An 18,254-nucleotide genomic window follows, 5' to 3' on the forward strand; every position below is an offset into this window, starting at 1 on the left:
TACTCTTCCACCTATCTCCTTATATTTGCAAGATACAATGTGTAGGTGTCTTACCTAGTCAGCCACATCTGTGTCTCATGTTTTGCCAACCTATATTATACAAAAATTCGCCTCTTTGTCCAGTTCCTTGCTGTTTTAACATTGCAAGTGAAATGACCAAAACAAAAGCTCCCTCCAATCCCAAGGAGATGAGCTTTCTATCGTGGGCTACTTTGATAAATGTTGTTAGCGCGTTTCCAACTGTTATTCAATCCCAAAAAATTCTTCCGCTTTTTTCAAGAACTTTTGATCTTCCGGGGCCATCTCATATTCTTCAACAATTGCATCAACTGGACATACACCTTGGCAAGCGCCGCAATCAATGCAAATATCCGGATTAATGAAGTATTGATCTTCTCCTTCTTCAATGCAGTCGACTGGGCATACATCGACACATTCCCCAGCTTTCTCCCCGATGCAAGGGCTTAAAATGACAAATGCCATGTTTTACACTCCTTTAAAAAGTCTCCTCTTTTAAGGGAACAGCAAAAAGCCGCTCTCTCCTTTTCAATCATTCTTACTGCCTGTCTCTAGCATACACCTCTGCCACATAAACATAAAGGGTTTTGCCTGAATTTCACTTACTTTTCATCGTTGCTTGAACGGGTAATGGCCCTTCAAGATCAATCGACGCGACTGAGTCCGTGTGGATGTTTAGCCAACTAGCCGCTAACTGCTTAAATTGATTCGCTTCTCCAGTCGTATAAAAACGATGTGCCGCCTTTACCGGATGTTTTTCGTTCATTGAATGGTAAAATAGCAAACTGCTTACTTCCCTTGCCGTCTCCTCGCCTGATGAAATCACGGTAACGCCAGGCAAACACGCTTCAATAACAGGCTTTAACAATGGGTAATGGGTACAGCCTAAAATCAACGTATCGAAGCCAGCGCCTTGAAGAGGAGCGAGCGATTCGCGTACCACCGCTTCTGCTTCAGGTCCTTTAATCGTCCCCTGTTCAACAAGCGGCACAAATAATGGACATGCCAAGCTTTCAACTGTTACGTTTTCATCAATCGAATGGAGCGCCATCGTGTAGGCATTGCTTGCAATTGTGCCTATTGTTCCAATGACAGCAACATGTCGATTTTCGCTCACTTGTATCGCGCTGATCGCCCCTGGACGGATCACGCCAACAACTGGGATGTCTAACTGGGCTCTCGCTTCTTCCAGCACAACGGCAGTTGCAGTATTGCAGGCAATCACAATCATTTTCACATCTTCATTTAAGAGTCGCCCAATCATTTGCCACGTAAATGCCCGTACTTCTTCGACAGGGCGGGGGCCATATGGGCAACGGGCGGAATCTCCTATATATACAATCGGTTCTTTTGGCAATTGACGCATAATTTCCGAGGCGACAGTCAATCCCCCTATGCCTGAATCAATAATGCCAATCGGTCTGTTCACGCGTCTTTTCTCTCCCTTTATGAACGCACTTCACGCTTTTCCTTCATCGTTTTCAAAAGGAAATTTAAATTTTCTTCTAAATCGTTCACTTGTTCACTTGTAAAATGCTCAAGCATTTCCGCTAAATAATGTTGCCGCTTGGCGATCACTTCACGAATGATCGTTTGGCCTCTATCCAACAAATGAATTCGTACGACGCGCCGGTCTTGTTTGTCTTTGACGCGCATCACCAATCCATTTTTCTCCATTCGGTCTACTAAGTCCGTCGTTGTGCTGCATGCCAGGTGCATATGATTAGAAAGTTCCCCTATGGTCATATCACCATATTCATTTAACCACTGCAGTGCAACAAATTGCGGAGTCGTTATCGGAAAATGTGCTAAAATTTCTCTGCCCTTTTGTTTCACTAAGTCAGCAATTTTACGGAGAGAGCGCTCAATCTCCTCGAATTGGTGACGATTTTTGTCATAAGGTTTTTCCAATCGTTGCACCTCCATTTCCAATCCAATCGTTTTCTTTATAAGACTATTGTACTAACGTCAACGCCTCTTATCAACTAGATTGTTTAAATTGTCGACTAAACACATGGGAATAAGGACAAACGATTTCCGCTTGCCCTTATTTCCTTATGATTGGCTGTATTTGCTGCGAACTAATTGTTCGACTCCATCCGCCGTATCCTTTGTCAATGCTTCTTGCGCAAATGATTCCAGTTCAGCTTTAGACAATTTGCTAATCTGGCTTCTAGCAGGAAGAATCGACGTTGCGCTCATGCTGAACTCGTCTAAGCCAAGGCCAAGCAAAAGGGGAATCGCAATTTCATCACCGGCCATTTCGCCGCACATGCCGACCCATTTTCCTTCTGCGTGAGCAGCTTGGATGACCATGTCAATTAGACGAAGTACAGCTGGGTGGTACGGCTGGTATAAATAAGAAACTCGTTCATTCATACGGTCAGCAGCCATTGTATATTGAATCAAATCATTCGTACCGATGCTGAAGAAGTCAACTTCTTTGGCAAACTGTGGAGCCGCCACCGCAGTCGATGGAATTTCCACCATAATGCCGACTTCCATCTCATCACTGACGTCAACATTGCCCGCTTGAAGCTTGTCTTTTTCTTCATGCAAGATTTGTTTGGCTTGACGCAATTCTTCCAACGTCGCAATCATTGGAAACATGATCTTTAAATTGCCATGTGCACTAGCGCGAAGCAAAGCGCGGAGCTGAGCGCGGAACATGTCCTGTTTTTCAAGGCAAAGGCGAATGGCCCGATGCCCTAAAAACGGGTTTAATTCGTGTGGCAAATCCAAATAAGGAAGCTCTTTGTCGCCACCGATATCGAGCGTACGGATAACGACTGGCTTTCCATCCATCCGTTCCACCACTTCTTTGTAAGCTTTGTATTGTTCTTCCTCACTCGGAAGCTCTGTCCGCCCCATATAAAGGAACTCTGTTCGATATAAGCCAATTCCTTCAGCGCCATTATTAATCACGCCGTCTAAATCTTTTGGCGTACCGATATTAGCCGCTAGCTCAACATGGTGAGTGTCTTGCGTTGTCGTCTTTTTGTTGACAAGTTTTGCCCACTCTGCTTTTTGTGCCTCATAGTCAGCTTGCTTTTGCTCATAAGCAGCCAACTCTTCTTCGGTAGGGCTGACAATGACGTGGCCGTCAATGCCGTCAACAATCACAAGTGCACCGTTTTCAATTTTGGCAGTAGCTTCTTTCGTCCCGACCACCGCAGGAATTTCCAAAGATCTAGACATGATCGCAGAGTGAGACGTACGACCGCCAATGTTTGTCGCAAAACCTTTAATAACGTCAGGATTTAATTGTGCCGTATCAGATGGTGTCAAATCATGGGCAATGATAATGGTGTCTTCTTCTATAGCGGCAAGGGAGACGACTTCGATTCCCATAAGGTGGCCTAAGACACGACGAGAAACATCACGTATATCTGCAGCCCGCTCTTTCATATATTCATTGTCCATGTTTTCAAACATAGCAATAAACATATTGGCGACTTCGTTTAACGCATACTCCGCTGTTACTGAATCTTCATTCACTTTTGTTTTAACAGCGTCGATCAACTCAGGATCGCTTAACACAAGCAAATGGGCAGCAAAAATTTCAGCCTTGTCCTCGCCTAATTCATTAAGCGCCTTTTCCTTAATAGCCGTCAATTCTTCACGGGAAATAGCCAGTGCTTCGTCCAGACGCTTGATCTCATCACTGGGGTTTTTGGCCTCTTTTTGTTTGATTGTAAAATCAGGCTCTTCATGCACAAAGGCTTTGGCAATTGCTACACCCGCAGATGCAGCAATGCCTTTAAGGGAATGAAGCATTATTCGCCAAGTCCCTCTTTAATTACTTCTTCAATCGCTGAAAGCGCTTCATCTGCGTCTGAACCTTCTGCTTTGATTGTTACTTCTGCGCCTTGTCCAACACCAAGAGACATGACACCCATGATGGATTTAAGATTGACTGATTTCCCTTTGTATTCCAAAGTGATATCAGACGAGAATTGGCCAGCTTTATTAACAAGCTGCGTAGCTGGACGAGCGTGAATGCCCGTTTCTGCAGTAATTTTAAATGTTTTTTCAGCCATAGTAATTCCTCTTTTCTATTAGTATTTACTCATTGGTAAAGCCCTTGTACAGCGGGTCGCCTTTGCACAAATCACGACTGATTCTTACTAAGTATAGTACCCTGCAATGACCTGCTCTAGCCAATTTATTTTTCTTTTTTGCTAAGCAATGCACTTTATTCAGCTGCAAAACCCTCATATAAAAGAGCTTTATAAACATCGTCATTATAGCATGGGGGGTAATCCCTTTCAACAAAAAAACAATAACCCTACCAAAAAAACGACTAAATTCGACAATAATGAAAACGTCCTATTCGTAAATGAACGCTCACACCTTTTTCGTAAGCAACATATACTGTCTTGACTAAAGCCTTTCAGGTCAGCGTTGACCTGCTCTTAGCCCGGCATGAAGGAGTGAACATATTGAAGGGAGCAGACTTCGGACCAAAACCTTTGCTTACGAAAAGGGAACGCGAAGTATTCGAACTACTCGTCCAAGACCAAACAACAAAAGAAATTGCTAATCACCTTTTTATTAGTGAAAAGACCGTACGCAACCATATTTCGAACACAATGCAGAAGCTGGGAGTAAAGGGGCGCTCTCAAGCCGTTATCGAACTTATACGTCTAGGTGAATTGACCATTTGAAAAAAGCCTGCTATGCAGGCTTTTTTGCTATGTAGTTTTTTTGCATGATGTTAGTTTAGCAAGCATCCCCTCAGAAAAAGGGAGCGCTTCGCCTGTCTGTTTGTCAACTTGCACCATTGTTCCTCTCCCTGTCAAACAAATATCGGTGTTTCTTTTTGCGACATAATGAATGTCCAATGAAGAACGCCCGATTTTATCTACTTTTACCCCTACATGTAACGTATCCCCGTATTTGATTTGGGCAACATAGTTACATTGCAAATCAGCAGCAACGACAATGGCATTACTGCTACTTGCGGCCCAATCTTCCATTAAGCCGCAAGACTCAAAAAATTCAAGCCTTGCGTGTTCAAAATAAATAAAGGCAGACGTATTATTCACATGGCCAAATGCATCTGTTTCCGAAAAGCGGACTTTGATTGGAACAAAAAATGTAAATGAGTTTTCCCATGCGCTTCTTTCATTGATATAAGCAGGCACTTTCATCGTTATTCGCTCCTTTTTAATAAATCTCAGCTTAATAGAAAATGTTTGGCAGACGGGAATAATGGAGAGGAAGAGGCAAAATAGAATGGGGTCCACGTGAGCAGCGTTTGCCTATAGTTTAACGAGGCTGCTTCGCAGCCTCGTTGTATCATTAAATGCTTCCAAAGAAGTTTTTAAAGGACTGCAATGCCGTCGCGCGGTTTAATGCAGCAATTGATGTTGTAAGCGGGATGCCTTTCGGGCAAGCTTGCACGCAGTTTTGTGAGTTTCCGCAGTTGGCAAGACCGCCGTCTGTCATAATGGTAGCCAATCGTTCTTCTTTATTCATTTCACCAGTTGGGTGGGCATTAAAGAGGCGAACTTGAGATAGTGCCGCTGGACCAATAAATTCAGATTTTGAATTGACGTTCGGGCAAGATTCTAAGCAAACGCCGCAAGTCATACATTTAGACAGCTCATAAGCCCATTGGCGTCTTTTTTCCGGCATGCGCGGTCCAGGACCTAAATCATACGTACCGTCAATTGGAATCCAGGCTTTTACTTTTTTCAGAGAATCAAACATTCTGCTGCGGTCGACGACAAGATCACGAACGACTGGGAATGTTCTCATTGGCTCAAGGCGAATAGGCTGTTCCAACTTATCAACGAGCGCGGTGCACGACTGTTGTGGTTTGCCATTAATAACCATTGAACAGGCGCCACACACTTCTTCCAGACAGTTCATATCCCAAGTGACAGGCGTTGTCTTTTCGCCCTTGGCATTAACAGGGTTGCGGCGAATTTCCATTAAGCAAGAAATAACATTCAAGTTTTGCCGATAAGGAATAGCAAACTCTTCTTCATAGGAGCCGCTGTCTGGTCCATCTTGCCTTGTCACGATAAGGCGAATTGTTTTTTCACTCATTTGCTTCCAGCTCCTTGCTTTTTCTGTGAGTAGTCGCGTTTGCGTGGTTTAATCAACGATGTATCGACTTCCTCATATTCAAAGTCCGGCGCGCCGGTGCTCGGATTATACCAAGCTTTTGTTGTTTTCAAGAACTCTTCGTCGTTTCGTTCTGGAAACTCTGGCTTGTAATGGGCGCCACGGCTTTCATTGCGATGGTAAGCGCCGAGCGTAATCACACGTGCTAGATTGAGCATTCCTCCAAGCTGGCGCGTAAATGCCGCTCCTTGGTTCGACCATTTAGCCGTATCATTGATGTTAATGTTTTGGTAACGCTCCATTAATTCTTGGATCTTTTCATCTGTTTTTAACAGCTTGTCATTGTAACGCACAACTGTGACGTTGTCCGTCATCCACTCGCCAAGCTCTTTATGAAGGATATACGCGTTTTCCGTTCCATCCATGCGCAAAATCGCATCGAATTCGTCTTGTTCTTTTTTCACTTGTGCTTCAAATAGCGAAGATGACAAATCCTCTGTGGCAGTGTTCAATCCGCCGATGTACTCCACTGCCTTCGGCCCGGCGACCATACCGCCATAAATCGCTGATAACAATGAGTTTGCGCCTAAGCGGTTTGCACCATGCTGAGAATAATCGCATTCTCCGGCGGCAAATAAACCAGGAATATTTGTCATTTGATCATAGTCTACCCACATGCCGCCCATAGAGTAATGAACAGCTGGGAAGATTTTCATCGGCACTTTCCGCGGATCATCACCTGTAAACTTTTCATAGATTTCAATAATGCCGCCAAGCTTGATATCTAATTCCTTCGGATCCTTATGGGATAAATCCAAATAGACCATGTTTTCGCCATTAATGCCAAGCTTTTCGTCTACACAAACATGGAAAATTTCCCTTGTAGCAATGTCACGAGGGACAAGGTTTCCATAAGCCGGGTATTTCTCCTCAAGGAAATACCACGGTTTCCCATCTTTGTATGTCCATACGCGTCCGCCCTCTCCACGGGCAGACTCGCTCATGAGGCGAAGCTTGTCGTCGCCTGGAATCGCAGTCGGGTGGATTTGGATAAACTCGCCGTTCGCATAGGCAACGCCTTGTTCGTACAATTTTGCTGCGGCAAAGCCAGTATTGATCATTGAGTTCGTCGATTTACCGAAAATGATTCCTGGTCCACCAGTTGCCATAATGACGGCATCAGCTGAGAAACTGCGTATTTCAGCGGAATTCAGCTCTTGAGCTGTAATGCCACGGCACGCACCCTCATCATCGATAACGGCTGACAAAAACTCCCAACCTTCGTATTTTGTTACAAGGCCTTGCACTTCATAACGGCGTACTTGTTCATCAAGTGCATATAAAAGCTGCTGTCCAGTCGTTGCCCCAGCAAAAGCGGTGCGATGGTGTTGTGTACCGCCAAAACGACGGAAATCAAGGAGCCCTTCAGGCGTACGGTTAAACATTACGCCCATGCGATCCATTAAATGAATAATCGCCGGAGCTGCTTCTGTCATTGCTTTAACAGGTGGCTGGTTCGCCAAAAAGTCGCCACCGTACACGGTATCATCAAAATGTTCGTAAGGGGAATCCCCTTCTCCTTTTGTGTTGACAGCGCCGTTTATGCCGCCTTGCGCGCATACGGAGTGGGAACGTTTTACCGGTACAATCGAAAACAAATCGACCGGTACCCCTTTTTCTGCCGCTTTAATCGTTGCCATTAGCCCGGCTAACCCGCCGCCTACTACAACAATTTTCCCTTTACTCATAAAGTCCACTCCCTAAAAAATTCGCTAGTTGCTGATTTTTATACGAAAGCAAATGCAGCGGAAACACCTACATAGGTAAGTGCTGCAAAAACGATAATCGATACATATGTCATAATTTGTTGCGAACGAGGTGTTACAGTAATGCCCCATGATACGGCAAACGACCATAGCCCATTGGCAAAGTGGAACGTCGCAGACACGATGCCGACTATGTAAAATGCCATCATCCACGGGTTTTGCAAAATATTTGCCATCATATCGTAGTTGACTTCATGACCAAACAGCACTTGGATCCGCGTGTCCCAAACATGCCAAGAAATGAAGATTAAGAGAAAAACCCCTGTCCACCGTTGGATGCGGAACATCCAATTTCGGAATGTGCCAAAGCGGCTTGTATTGTTTTTTGCTTGCATAGCAATGTAAATGCCATAAATCGCGTGATAAAGAATCGGAATAAAAATGATGAGCAGTTCTAACGCATAACGAAAGGGCAGACTCTCCATAAAGTGGGCTGCCTGATTAAATGCCTCTGGTCCTCTTGTTGCAAAGTGGTTGACTATTAAATGCTGAATTAGAAAAATTCCAATTGGTATAACTCCTAGCAATGAATGAAGCCTACGATTAAAGTACTCTCGATTCTCAGCCATACACGTTCCCTCCACGATATTTTTCCTCATCAAGACCCCTTATACAAATTCATCGTTTTTCTCTCTCTTATAACTGTACCCCCTGATATGGATTATGAATACACTCATTGAAAACCTGAAACTGTGAAATCTATTTGACAGTTTCATTTTACTCCTAGGGAAAATCCGCGTCAAGAAAACGGATTCAATTCATCCTGATTTTAAAGGGTTTTGAATGTTCTTTCTACATAATCCGACAGAAATCGGCTGCTTGGCGCTAGCCGATAATGACTGATTCTGTCGGATAGTGATAATGGCTTTTCGTTTGTTTCTTTTTAAACGAAAACAGCATAGCGACAATCCCTACCCTGCCAATAAACATTAAGCACATTAAAACGATTTGGCTTGGATAAGAAAGAGCGGCAGTCTCCCCCATCGACAGTCCGCATGTTCCAAATGCAGAAGCAACTTCTACAATTAAAACAAGCAAACCTATACCGCTGTTTCGCTCAAAAAAAGCGATGCTGATTAAGGAAACAGCAATGAGCAGTGCTGCAACAGACAAAACGATAAAGACCTTTTCTTGGTCGTCTTTATGGATTTGCCGCCCAAATGCATTGACACGGTTACGGCCTAAAGCGTAACCTCTGATTGTCAAAACCATCACCGCAAGCGTAGTCGTCCGTATCCCTCCGCCAACACTCGAAGGGCTCGCTCCAATAATCATTAGCCCTGACATAAAAAGCAACGTTGATTCCTCAAATTGACTAATATCTAATGTTGATAGCCCAGCACTTCGTGTTGTAGCCGATTGGAACAGAGCATGGCCAAACTGTTCAAACCAAGGCAAGCCAGCAAAAACGCCAAACGACTCAAACAGCCAAATGCCAAGCGTGCCAATGACAAAAACAAGAAAATAAGTGGAGACGGTTAATTTTGTAAACAAACTAAAACGAAATCCTGAATGTCGGTTTAGCCAAAATTCTCTGCACTCTACAAGAACAGGAAAACCAATCGAGCCAGCAATAATTAATAGGATCATTATGAATTGGACGACTGGGTCGCCAGCAAACGGTTGAAGAGATTGTCCCGTTATATCAAAGCCGGCATTAGTGAACGCGCTCAAGGCAGCAAAAAACCCTTGCACATAAGCTTCGGTCCATGTATCGAAGTAGCGCAAGTAATAAGTACCGAGTACAAGCCCGCCAATACATTCAATTGCAAGGGCAAGCAGCAAAAGCCTCCTCATGAGCAAAACAAGGCCACTCATATGATTTTGGACACGATTTTGGTCAGCGATAATAAGCATGCGCTGAGCCAAGTTTACTTTCTTCCCTAATACGATCCAAGTAAACGTTCCAAGTGTCATAATCCCGATCCCACCTAGTTGAATCGCAATCGATAGCACGAATATGCCAGCTCCATTAAAGGTCTCAGCTACAGAAATTGTCGTTAGCCCCGTTACACTTACGGCGCTGACTGCGGTAAACAAGGAATCTCGGTACGGAAGAGTTACCCCGTCTTGATGGAACCAAGGATTCATTAAGATCAGGCTAAACACAAAAATCGTCAGCAAATAAGCAACAATTATGATTTGAAATGAATTGCTTAAACGTGCATGCTTATTTTCCATGGTACACCTCTCATTTGTCACCAGTTAGTATATCACTGTCTGACCTCCTTTACTATATCGCATAGGTTTGAAAATTTGCGTGAAAAATTGGCCAGAAGAACTACTGACAAAATCGCTAATCACAGGTAGTATAGGAACATGGAAAGCTATCGAAAGGTTGAGGTGTGACAATGAGTGGGGAAGGCAACAAGGAGCAAACAGCAGCGCAACATGGCTATGATTTAATCCGTAACGATATCCTACGCACGATTCTCGGGGACGAGCACGACAGATTGCTTTATTGGGTTGGCAAAAAAGTCGCGCGCGACAATCCACTTGAATCAGTCGAAGAATTAATTTCTTTTTTCCAACGTGCAGAATGGGGGCAACTCCAGCGTCTAAAAGAAAAACGGAGCGAATATATTTTTGAGCTGACAGGAGAATGGATGGGGCGAAAAGATAGGCGCTGTTACCAGCTTGAGGCTGGCTTTTTAGCGGAAACTTTTGAAGTGTGGCATGAGGTAACGACCGCCGTTACATACACGCAAAAACGGAACAGCACGATTTTCACGGTTCACTTTGACAGAAATGATACCGTCTATGTAGAGGATTAAACATTATCACAATAAAAAACAAGCCGTTAAACATTCGGCTTGTTTTTGTTTAATGTGTGATGAATGGTTTCGGCCAGTTTGGCTGGCACGTGTTTGCTCAATTCCTCAACGGATGCTTCCTTGATTTTCTTTACTGAACCGAACGCTTTTAGAAGCGCTTTTCTCCGCTTCTCTCCTACACCAGGAATATCATCAAGTGCCGATTGCAAAAACGACTTCGCCCGTGTTTGACGATGGAACGTGATCGCAAAACGATGGACTTCATCTTGGATACGTTGCAACAAATAGAATTCATGGCTGTCACGCTGTAGAGGCACGACCACAGGAGGAGAGCCCATTAATAATTGTGACGTCCGGTGTTTATCATCTTTAGCCAAGCCGCAGACAGGGATATTTTGGCCAAGCTCATCTTCAATCACTTCTTTAGCCGCAGCAATCTGTCCGGCGCCACCATCAATGACAATCAAATCAGGCAACGGACGTTTTTCTTTTAAAAGGCGGACGTAGCGACGGCGCACCACTTCACGCATCGATCCATAATCATCGGGACCTTCCACCGTTTTGATTTTATATTTACGGTACTCTTTCCGCTGCGGCACACCGTTTACAAAGACAACCATAGCAGACACTGGGTCAACACCTTGAATGTTCGAATTGTCAAATGCCTCAATCCGGTAAGGCGCATTAATTCCAATTGCCTCCCCGAGACGTTCAACTGCTTTCACCGTTCTCTCTTCATCCCGTTCAATGAGCGAAAATTTCTCTTTTAAAGCAAGAGCAGCGTTTTCTTCAGCTAAATCGAGCAGCGCTTTTTTTTGGCCTCGTTTTGGTTGTGTGACACGCGTCTCAAGCAACTCTTCCAGCAATTGTTTATCGACGCTTTCAGCAACAAAAATTTCTTTTGGCTTGATATGGTTTTTTTCTAAATAAAACCGAGCTATAAATGTTAGCAGCTCTTCGCTTGCCTCCTGGTAAAAGGGGAAAATCGACACGTCCCGTTCCATGAGGCGGCCTTGACGAATAAAGAATACTTGGACGCACATCCATCCTTTATCATATGAAAAGCCAAATACGTCCCTGTCTGTTTTGTCAGCAAACGCCATTTTTTGCTTTTCCATTACTTTTTCCATTTGTGCAATCGTATCCCTTAGTTCTTTAGCCCGTTCAAAATCTAGGTCTTCGGCTGCTTGCTCCATTCGTTCGCGAAGTTGGGCTTTTATGTCGCTATGACCCTTTTTCAAAAACTTAGTGATCTCATTCACCATATTTTGGTTGGTTTCTTCACTCACTTCATATACGCAAGGAGCTAGACATTGGCCGATGTGGTAATACAAACAAACGGAGTCCGGCATTTTCCGGCATTTTCGCAATGGATACAGGCGGTCTAACAGTTTTTTCGTCTCCGTCGCAGCGCCTGCATTTGGATAAGGGCCAAAATACTTTGCCCCGTCTTTTTTCACTTTCCGCGTAATTAACAAACGGGGGTGACGCTCATTCGTGATTTTAATATACGGATACGTTTTGTCGTCTTTTAACAACACATTGTATTTTGGGTCATGCCTTTTAATAAGTGTAAGCTCTAAAATCAATGCTTCGATGTTACTGGAGGTGACGATGTATTCAAAATCGCATATTTCTCCAACAAGGCGTTGTGTTTTGCTATCATGGCTTCCAGTAAAGTAGGAGCGAACTCTGTTTTTTAACACTTTTGCCTTACCGACATAAATAATCGTCCCTTGGCGGTCTTTCATCAAATAGCAACCAGGCTTGTCAGGCAATAGAGCCAACTTATTGGTAATGGTTTCGTTCAATCGTTCCTCCTCCTGTAAAAAGTCCGCCTTTTTTAAAAAAGGCGGACTGCTTGGATTACAGTTGTTTATTCAACAGCTCTTCCAAAGCTTCTTTCGGTTGGAAGCCGACCGCTTTGTCAACCACTTCGCCGTCTTTTAGGACAAGCAGCGTTGGAATGCTCATAACTCCAAATTTTCCAGCGGTTTCTTGGTTTTCGTCGACATCCACTTTCACGATTTTCGCCTTATCACCAAGATCGCCGTCAAGCTCTTCTAATACTGGAGCGATCATTTTGCATGGTCCACACCAAGGAGCCCAAAAATCTACAAGAACGAGGCCTTCCTTTGTTTCCTCCGTGAAGTTTTGGTCAGTCGCATTGACAATTGCCATTTGCCAAATCCCCTTTCATTGATAACATATTTACAGTATACCATTCCGTAAGCCTGTAAGAAAATCTGCTGCTTCTCTGGAATAGATTACCCACTGTCGACTAATCATAAACGATTTTTTCCAAAATAGAAAGCCACTTGCTCACGCAAGCAGCATAAGGCGAAAGACTAGCTTTCTAGTCGACTTTTTGCCGCCATTGTTGCCACACACTGGCGCAAGTAGCTATTGTTATTTAGAGACAAGCGCGGCTTTTAATTCTTCTGTAAGGAGTGGCACAATTTCAAACAAATCGCCGACAATACCGTAATCAGCAACTTCAAAAATAGGGGCTTCTGGGTCTTTGTTAATGGCAACAATCACTTTCGAGTTGGACATCCCTGCTAAATGCTGGATCGCTCCCGAAAGGCCAACGGCAATGTATAAATCCGGTGTAACGACTTTGCCTGTCTGGCCGATTTGCAAGGAGTAATCACAATACTCGGCGTCACATGCCCCACGGGAAGCACCAACTGCCCCGCCAAGAAGGTCAGCAAGCTCTTGTAGTGGCTTAAAGCCATCTGCACTTTTCACACCCCTGCCGCCAGCTACAATAATATTGGCCTCAGACAAATCGACGCCGCCTGTCGCTTTTTTGACCACATCCTTCACAATTGTGCGCAAATCATGGATGTCGACGGATTGTGTTTCAACTTCACCAGAAGCGCTTTCCTCTTTAGCTAAAGCAGCGATGTTATTCGGCCGGATTGTCACGATGTAAGGCCTTTCGTCAGCAGCTTTGCGCTTTTCAAATGCCTTCCCCGAGTAAATCGGACGTGTAAACACTGGTGTACCGTCTGCCTCGATAGCAACAACATCAGAAAAGAGCGCTGCATCCAGTTTAACAGCCAGGCGCGGTGACAGGTCTTTACCGACTGAAGTGTGGCCAAGAACGACCACGTCTGGATTTTCTTTGTCAAACACTTGCAAATACGCTTGCTTGTATGCGTCTGTTGTGTAATTCGCTAACTCAGGATGTTCCACGACAATCACTCGGTCTGCTCCGTATTGAAATAACTGTTCGCCAAGACCTGCGATCACTTCCCCAGCAAGAATGGCTGTCACTTCGCCGCCATCAGCAAGCTCCTTTGCAGCAGCAATGGCTTCAAATGACACATTCCGTAATTCATTGTTTTTCGCTTCTGCCAAGACGATTGTTTTTTTAGCCATATTCCTCTCCCCCTTAAAGCACTTTTGCTTCTGTTTTCAACAGCGATACGAGCTCTTTCACTTGCTGCGATGGCTCCCCTTCTAGCTTTTTGCCTGCTTGCTTTTCAGGCGGCAAATAGACATCGACTACCGTTGTTTTTGCCGCTACCTCTTCCTCGTCTACATCTAAATCGTCTAAATCAAGCACTTCAAGTGGCTTTTTCTTCGCTTTCATAATTCCTGGAAGCGACGGGTACCGAGGGTCGTTTAAGCCTTGTTGGGCAGTGACAAGCAGCGGCAGCTCCACTTCAAGCTTTTCTTCGTCCCCTTCGACATCGCGAACAATATGAGCGGTTTGCCCTTCAATAGAAATCCCGGTAATCGTTGTCACTTGGGCGATGCCAAGCAATTCCGCAAGCCGTGGTCCAACCTGTCCTGAACCGCCGTCAACGGCTACATTGCCAGCCAGTATAATATCGACTTCTTTGTCCTTAAAGTAGGCATACAATAGTGCTGCAGTTGTTGCGGGATCGCTCTCTTCCAGCTCTTCTCTATCAATCAAAACAGCTTTGTCTGCTCCCATTGCCAGCGCTGTCCGAAGTTGCTTTTCTGCATCTTCTTCTCCAACTGTGACGACTGTGACCTCTCCGCCATGCGCTTCTTTAAGCACAAGTGCTTCTTCGACAGCATACTCATCATACGGGTTAATAATAAACTCGGCGCCATCTTCTTGGACTTTGCCGTTTTGAATGGTAATGGCTTCCTCTGTATCAAATGTTCTTTTCAACACAACGAAAATATTCATGGGAATTCCTCCTATAACTCGTAGTGACTATTTGCCGCGAAAAACAGGTTTGCGCTTTTCAATAAAAGCATTGACGCCTTCTATGCGATCCTCTTTCTGATAGACTTCGGAAAAATATGCGATCTCCTTTTCTAAGCCTTCGTCCAGAGCGCCTTCGCTCGTTTTAGTTAGCTCTAGTACGCACTTGACCGTTAACGGGCTCTTAGCAGCAATCGTCCTTGCCATCGCCCTTGCTTCTTCCAACAGACGATCTTCATCGCATACTTTATTCACAAGTCCAACGTTAAGCGCCTCTTCGGCCGTAATAGGAGCGCTTGTCAGCATCATTTCCAACGCTTTCGGCTGGCCAACAAGCCGCGGCAATCTTTGTGTCCCACCGAAGCCTGGAATCAACCCGAGGTTGAGTTCTGGCAAGCCGAGCTTTGTTCCTGCTGCCGCCAGACGAATATGGCAAGCCATTGCTAGTTCAAGGCCGCCGCCGAGCGCGGCGCCATGGATAGCAGCGATAACGGGCTTTGGAGATGCCTCAATTTTGTTGAACGTATCTTGCCCTTTTTTGCCTAGTTGGGCAAACTCCTCGCTGTCGCTCACCTCTGTAAATTCTTTGATATCCGCCCCTGCCGCAAAAAAACGGCCTTCCCCGTAAATGATTGCCACTTTAATCGCATCATCTTTGTATACGTTTTCAAAAACCTCGCTCAGCTCTTCTATTACAGACCGTGCAAGCGCATTGGCAGGGGGCCGCCTTAGCGCGATCTCCGCGATGCCGTCTGTGACGTTCCATGTGATGTTTTCCACTGGTAGTCCTCCTTTACTGTAAACCTATGAAAAGGGCAGATACCCTTTTTAAAGCAATCAAATCAATCCGTTCTCACTATCGGGTCGTCGCTGTCACTATAGTGATCAAACGTTCACTTCCCTTGCAGCCCATGGAACAGTAGGCGATGGACGTTTTCAGCTTGTTTCTTCAGCGGAAACTTGCCTTCTGCCATGACCCAATTGGAGACGACTTCATCCATAACGCCAAATACCATTTGTCTTGCTAAAAGCGGATCCAGTTCAGAATGAAGGCAGCCTTCTGTTTTTCCTTCTGCTATTAATTCATCTAAAAGCGTCAAATATCCTTTTAAAACTTGATTGATTCGTTGGCGTAATTCCGACTTTGATTGGCGCAATTCAAGCTGTGTCACCACAGCAAGATCGTAATTGTCTTCTAGCTGTGAGAAGTGAGACTCAACTAAAATGCGGAACTTTGCTTCTGTTGAGTGTTCCTTCGCCAATCTTCTCCTGCTTTTTTCGACAAAAGCGCCTAGCTTCTTTTCAAATAATGAAACGAGCAAGTCTTCCTTGTTTTTAAAATACAAATAGATCGTTCCATCGGCAACGCCCGCTTCTTTCGCTATTTTTGATACTTGCGCTTGATGGAAACCGTGCTTGGCGATCACTATAACCGCTGCATCAATGATTTGGTCATACTTTTGACCTCTCTTTTTACTCAAAAACCATCTCTCCTTAACTCCATAACATGAATGAATATTCATTCATGTTATCTAGTATAGTACGGGAAAGGGCAATTGTCAAACGATAACGGCGGCTTAAAAAGGTTTCTCTACATGGCAGCATGTAAAGAAACCTTCCCTTTATGCTTCTTGCTGCGCTTGTTCTTCCTTGCGTGCTTGTTCTTCACTAATGAGCACCCGTTTTAAAATTTTCCCTGTCAGCGTTGTCGGCAGTTCATCCCTAAATTCATACAGCCGTGGAATTTTATAAGCGGCCAGTTTTTGGCGACAGTATGCTTCCATCTCTTTTTCTGATACCGTTTCTCCTTCTCTTAACACAATAAATGCTTTCACCGTCTCCCCTCGATACTCGTCAGGAACACCGATTACTGCTGCCTGGACAACAGCTTCATGTTCAAACAACACTTCCTCTACTTCACGGGGATAAATGTTAAAGCCGCCAGCAATAATGATTTCTTTTTTCCGATCAACGATATACACATACCCCTCTTCATCCATACGAGCCATATCCCCTGTTTTTAGCCACTCGTCATGAAACGTTTGCGCCGTTTCTTCAGGCCGCATCCAGTACCCTTTCATGACTTGTGGGCCGCGGACAAACAGTTCACCAACCTCGCCGATTTCTGCTTCCCCGTCTTTTTCAAGTGAATACACCATCACATCTGTGTCAGGCCAAGGAATGCCGACACTGCCTGTTTTCCGCTTTTCCCAGATCGGGTTGGCACAGACAACTGGTGACGTTTCTGTTAATCCATATCCTTCTACAATTCTGCCCTTCGTTTGCGCTTCGAACTTTTGTTGTACTTCAAGGGGTAATGCGGAAGCACCGCTTATGCACGCTTTGATCGAAGTCAAATCGTATTGATGAATATGTTCATTGTTTACAAGGGCTACATACATCGTCGGCGCTCCAGGGAAAAGTGTAATTTGCTGCTTTTCAATCGTTCTTAATACTTCTTCTGGTTTGAACTTCGGCAAAAGCACCATCGTAGCTGCCGTTTTAACTGCTAAATTCATCACTGTCGTCATCCCATACACATGGAAAAACGGCATGACGCCAAGCACCCGTTCACTTCCCTCTTCTGTTTTGTAAAGCCAAGCGTCACATTGCTCCGCGTTGACAACCAAATTCCGATGTGTGAGCATCACGCCTTTGGCAAGCCCTGTTGTCCCTCCAGTATATTGGAGCAACGCCAAATCTTCTGCGTTTATCTCAACTTCAGGCTCCAACGCTTCCCCCTCTTTTACCAGCCGAGCAAACGGCAATATCCGCTCCGAATACGTCACTTTCACTTTTGGAATGCCTTGCCTCTTTTGCACAAGGGGAAAGAGCATGTTTTTTGGGAAAGGCAGGTATTCGGCGATGCTCGTGACAATCACCAATTCAAGTGACGTACGCTCAATTACCTTTTCGACTTTAGGCAGGACCGAGTCCAGGCACAAAATGACTTTTGCCCTAGCGTCAGCTAGCTGGTGCTCCAATTCCCTTTCGACATAGAGTGGGTTCGTTTGGACGACGACGCCCCCTACCATGAGCACCGCATAGTAACCAATCACCGATTGCGGACTATTGGCGAGCATAATCGCCACACGGTCGCCTTTTTTCACGCCCAGTTTTTGCAGTCTATTCGCAAACCGGAGCGTTTGGTCATACAATTCCTCGTAGCTTAGTGTTTTTCCTAAGAAGTGGATTGCCTCGTGTTGCGGAAACCTGTTAGCTGATTGCTTGAAAAAATGCTGCAACGGCACATCCCCGTAGTCCAAAAAGGGGCGGACTTGTTTCGGATAATGCTGAAACCACCTTTTTTCATCGCTCGCCATGGTTCTCCTCCTTATAAGGCCCCTTTCGCAAGAAATTCTCCTCATCTAT

General features: G+C 44.8%; 19 protein-coding genes. 2 read left to right on the forward strand and 17 right to left on the reverse strand.

From position 1 onward, the window contains the following. Positions 1 to 243 precede the first annotated feature (243 nt). The 5 genes from N6H06_RS17235 to N6H06_RS17255 all read right to left on the reverse strand — a co-directional run bounded on the left by N6H06_RS17235 (position 244) and on the right by N6H06_RS17255 (position 4,058). Positions 244 to 483 (reverse strand): DUF362 domain-containing protein, encoded by a 240-nt coding sequence (locus N6H06_RS17235; RefSeq protein WP_011247498.1) that lies wholly within the window; start codon positions 481 to 483, stop codon positions 244 to 246. A 133-nt stretch (positions 484 to 616) separates the two neighbouring features. Continuing rightward, the gene (racE, locus tag N6H06_RS17240; RefSeq protein ID WP_062749676.1) at positions 617 to 1,447 is read right to left on the reverse strand and encodes a glutamate racemase; all 831 of its coding nucleotides are present in this window, start codon (positions 1,445 to 1,447) and stop codon (positions 617 to 619) included. A 17-nt stretch (positions 1,448 to 1,464) separates the two neighbouring features. Further along, positions 1,465 to 1,944, reverse strand: coding sequence for a MarR family winged helix-turn-helix transcriptional regulator (locus N6H06_RS17245; protein ID WP_062749927.1), 480 nt, complete (start codon positions 1,942 to 1,944; stop codon positions 1,465 to 1,467). Positions 1,945 to 2,073: 129 nt separating this feature from the next. Then, a complete protein-coding gene (gene ptsP, locus N6H06_RS17250) occupies positions 2,074 to 3,795 on the reverse strand; it encodes a phosphoenolpyruvate--protein phosphotransferase (protein ID WP_263707585.1) in 1,722 nt (573 codons plus the stop codon). Next, positions 3,795 to 4,058, reverse strand: coding sequence for a phosphocarrier protein HPr (locus tag N6H06_RS17255; protein WP_011247502.1), 264 nt, complete (start codon positions 4,056 to 4,058; stop codon positions 3,795 to 3,797). Before N6H06_RS17255 ends, ptsP begins: the two co-directional genes overlap by 1 nt. 402 nt (positions 4,059 to 4,460) lie before the next feature. Here N6H06_RS17255 and N6H06_RS17260 point away from each other — a divergent pair, with 402 nt between their 5' ends. Further along, positions 4,461 to 4,685, forward strand: a complete 225-nt coding sequence (locus tag N6H06_RS17260) for a helix-turn-helix domain-containing protein (protein WP_011247503.1) — start codon at positions 4,461 to 4,463, stop codon at positions 4,683 to 4,685. Positions 4,686 to 4,712: 27 nt separating this feature from the next. On the opposite strand, the gene N6H06_RS17265 is transcribed toward N6H06_RS17260, so the two are convergent. From N6H06_RS17265 to N6H06_RS17285, 5 genes are all read right to left on the reverse strand, one after another. Then, complete coding sequence (locus tag N6H06_RS17265; protein WP_062749680.1) at positions 4,713 to 5,171, reverse strand: acyl-CoA thioesterase; 459 nt, start codon at positions 5,169 to 5,171, stop codon at positions 4,713 to 4,715. 151 nt (positions 5,172 to 5,322) lie between these two features. After that, complete coding sequence (gene sdhB / locus N6H06_RS17270) at positions 5,323 to 6,075, reverse strand: succinate dehydrogenase iron-sulfur subunit (RefSeq protein ID WP_062749682.1); 753 nt, start codon at positions 6,073 to 6,075, stop codon at positions 5,323 to 5,325. Next, positions 6,072 to 7,841 carry a succinate dehydrogenase flavoprotein subunit gene (gene sdhA, locus N6H06_RS17275; RefSeq protein WP_062749684.1) on the reverse strand — a complete coding sequence of 590 codons (1,770 nt, stop codon included), beginning with the start codon at positions 7,839 to 7,841 and terminating at the stop codon, positions 6,072 to 6,074. The genes sdhB and sdhA overlap by 4 nt, the downstream gene beginning before the upstream one ends. A gap of 38 nt (positions 7,842 to 7,879) precedes the next feature. Further along, positions 7,880 to 8,488 carry a succinate dehydrogenase cytochrome b558 subunit gene (locus tag N6H06_RS17280; protein ID WP_062749686.1) on the reverse strand — a complete coding sequence of 203 codons (609 nt, stop codon included), beginning with the start codon at positions 8,486 to 8,488 and terminating at the stop codon, positions 7,880 to 7,882. Between the two features lie 256 nt (positions 8,489 to 8,744). Next, entirely contained in the window at positions 8,745 to 10,100 is a 1,356-nt protein-coding gene (locus tag N6H06_RS17285; protein WP_062749688.1) for a TrkH family potassium uptake protein, read from the reverse strand. A 170-nt stretch (positions 10,101 to 10,270) separates the two neighbouring features. Between N6H06_RS17285 and N6H06_RS17290 the strand changes: the two genes are divergently transcribed. Continuing rightward, positions 10,271 to 10,693: a YslB family protein gene (locus tag N6H06_RS17290; RefSeq protein WP_263707586.1), complete on the forward strand. Its 423-nt coding sequence runs from the start codon at positions 10,271 to 10,273 to the stop codon at positions 10,691 to 10,693. Positions 10,694 to 10,719: 26 nt separating this feature from the next. Here the strand turns inward: N6H06_RS17290 and uvrC are convergent, their stop codons facing one another. From uvrC to N6H06_RS17325, 7 genes are all read right to left on the reverse strand, one after another. Next, a complete protein-coding gene (uvrC, locus tag N6H06_RS17295; RefSeq protein ID WP_062749691.1) occupies positions 10,720 to 12,504 on the reverse strand; it encodes an excinuclease ABC subunit UvrC in 1,785 nt (594 codons plus the stop codon). Between the two features lie 55 nt (positions 12,505 to 12,559). After that, a complete protein-coding gene (gene trxA / locus N6H06_RS17300; protein WP_062749692.1) occupies positions 12,560 to 12,874 on the reverse strand; it encodes a thioredoxin in 315 nt (104 codons plus the stop codon). A 228-nt stretch (positions 12,875 to 13,102) separates the two neighbouring features. Next, complete coding sequence (locus tag N6H06_RS17305) at positions 13,103 to 14,080, reverse strand: electron transfer flavoprotein subunit alpha/FixB family protein (protein WP_263707587.1); 978 nt, start codon at positions 14,078 to 14,080, stop codon at positions 13,103 to 13,105. A 13-nt stretch (positions 14,081 to 14,093) separates the two neighbouring features. Next, on the reverse strand, positions 14,094 to 14,864 hold the full coding sequence (locus N6H06_RS17310) for an electron transfer flavoprotein subunit beta/FixA family protein (RefSeq protein WP_263707588.1): 771 nt from the start codon (positions 14,862 to 14,864) through the stop codon (positions 14,094 to 14,096). 27 nt (positions 14,865 to 14,891) lie between these two features. Continuing rightward, a complete protein-coding gene (locus N6H06_RS17315) occupies positions 14,892 to 15,662 on the reverse strand; it encodes an enoyl-CoA hydratase (protein ID WP_263707589.1) in 771 nt (256 codons plus the stop codon). Between the two features lie 113 nt (positions 15,663 to 15,775). Further along, complete coding sequence (locus tag N6H06_RS17320) at positions 15,776 to 16,363, reverse strand: TetR/AcrR family transcriptional regulator (RefSeq protein WP_263707590.1); 588 nt, start codon at positions 16,361 to 16,363, stop codon at positions 15,776 to 15,778. A gap of 141 nt (positions 16,364 to 16,504) precedes the next feature. Continuing rightward, entirely contained in the window at positions 16,505 to 18,205 is a 1,701-nt protein-coding gene (locus N6H06_RS17325) for a long-chain-fatty-acid--CoA ligase (protein ID WP_263707591.1), read from the reverse strand. Positions 18,206 to 18,254 lie beyond the last annotated feature (49 nt).

Source organism: Shouchella tritolerans, assembly GCF_025770735.1.
GTDB lineage: Bacteria > Bacillota > Bacilli > Bacillales > Bacillaceae_D > Shouchella > Shouchella tritolerans.

Coding starts and splice junctions, on each gene's coding strand:
- ptsP (WP_263707585.1), bottom strand. CDS start 3,795: ATGCTTCATTCCCTTAAAGGCATTGCTGCATCTGCGGGTGTAGCAATT.
- N6H06_RS17235 (WP_011247498.1), bottom strand. CDS start 483: ATGGCATTTGTCATTTTAAGCCCTTGCATCGGGGAGAAAGCTGGGGAA.
- N6H06_RS17290 (WP_263707586.1), top strand. CDS start 10,271: ATGAGTGGGGAAGGCAACAAGGAGCAAACAGCAGCGCAACATGGCTAT.
- N6H06_RS17285 (WP_062749688.1), bottom strand. CDS start 10,100: ATGGAAAATAAGCATGCACGTTTAAGCAATTCATTTCAAATCATAATT.
- N6H06_RS17255 (WP_011247502.1), bottom strand. CDS start 4,058: ATGGCTGAAAAAACATTTAAAATTACTGCAGAAACGGGCATTCACGCT.
- N6H06_RS17265 (WP_062749680.1), bottom strand. CDS start 5,171: ATGAAAGTGCCTGCTTATATCAATGAAAGAAGCGCATGGGAAAACTCA.
- N6H06_RS17280 (WP_062749686.1), bottom strand. CDS start 8,488: ATGGCTGAGAATCGAGAGTACTTTAATCGTAGGCTTCATTCATTGCTA.
- sdhB (WP_062749682.1), bottom strand. CDS start 6,075: ATGAGTGAAAAAACAATTCGCCTTATCGTGACAAGGCAAGATGGACCA.
- N6H06_RS17310 (WP_263707588.1), bottom strand. CDS start 14,864: ATGAATATTTTCGTTGTGTTGAAAAGAACATTTGATACAGAGGAAGCC.
- N6H06_RS17305 (WP_263707587.1), bottom strand. CDS start 14,080: ATGGCTAAAAAAACAATCGTCTTGGCAGAAGCGAAAAACAATGAATTA.
- N6H06_RS17245 (WP_062749927.1), bottom strand. CDS start 1,944: ATGGAGGTGCAACGATTGGAAAAACCTTATGACAAAAATCGTCACCAA.
- N6H06_RS17325 (WP_263707591.1), bottom strand. CDS start 18,205: ATGGCGAGCGATGAAAAAAGGTGGTTTCAGCATTATCCGAAACAAGTC.
- trxA (WP_062749692.1), bottom strand. CDS start 12,874: ATGGCAATTGTCAATGCGACTGACCAAAACTTCACGGAGGAAACAAAG.
- sdhA (WP_062749684.1), bottom strand. CDS start 7,841: ATGAGTAAAGGGAAAATTGTTGTAGTAGGCGGCGGGTTAGCCGGGCTA.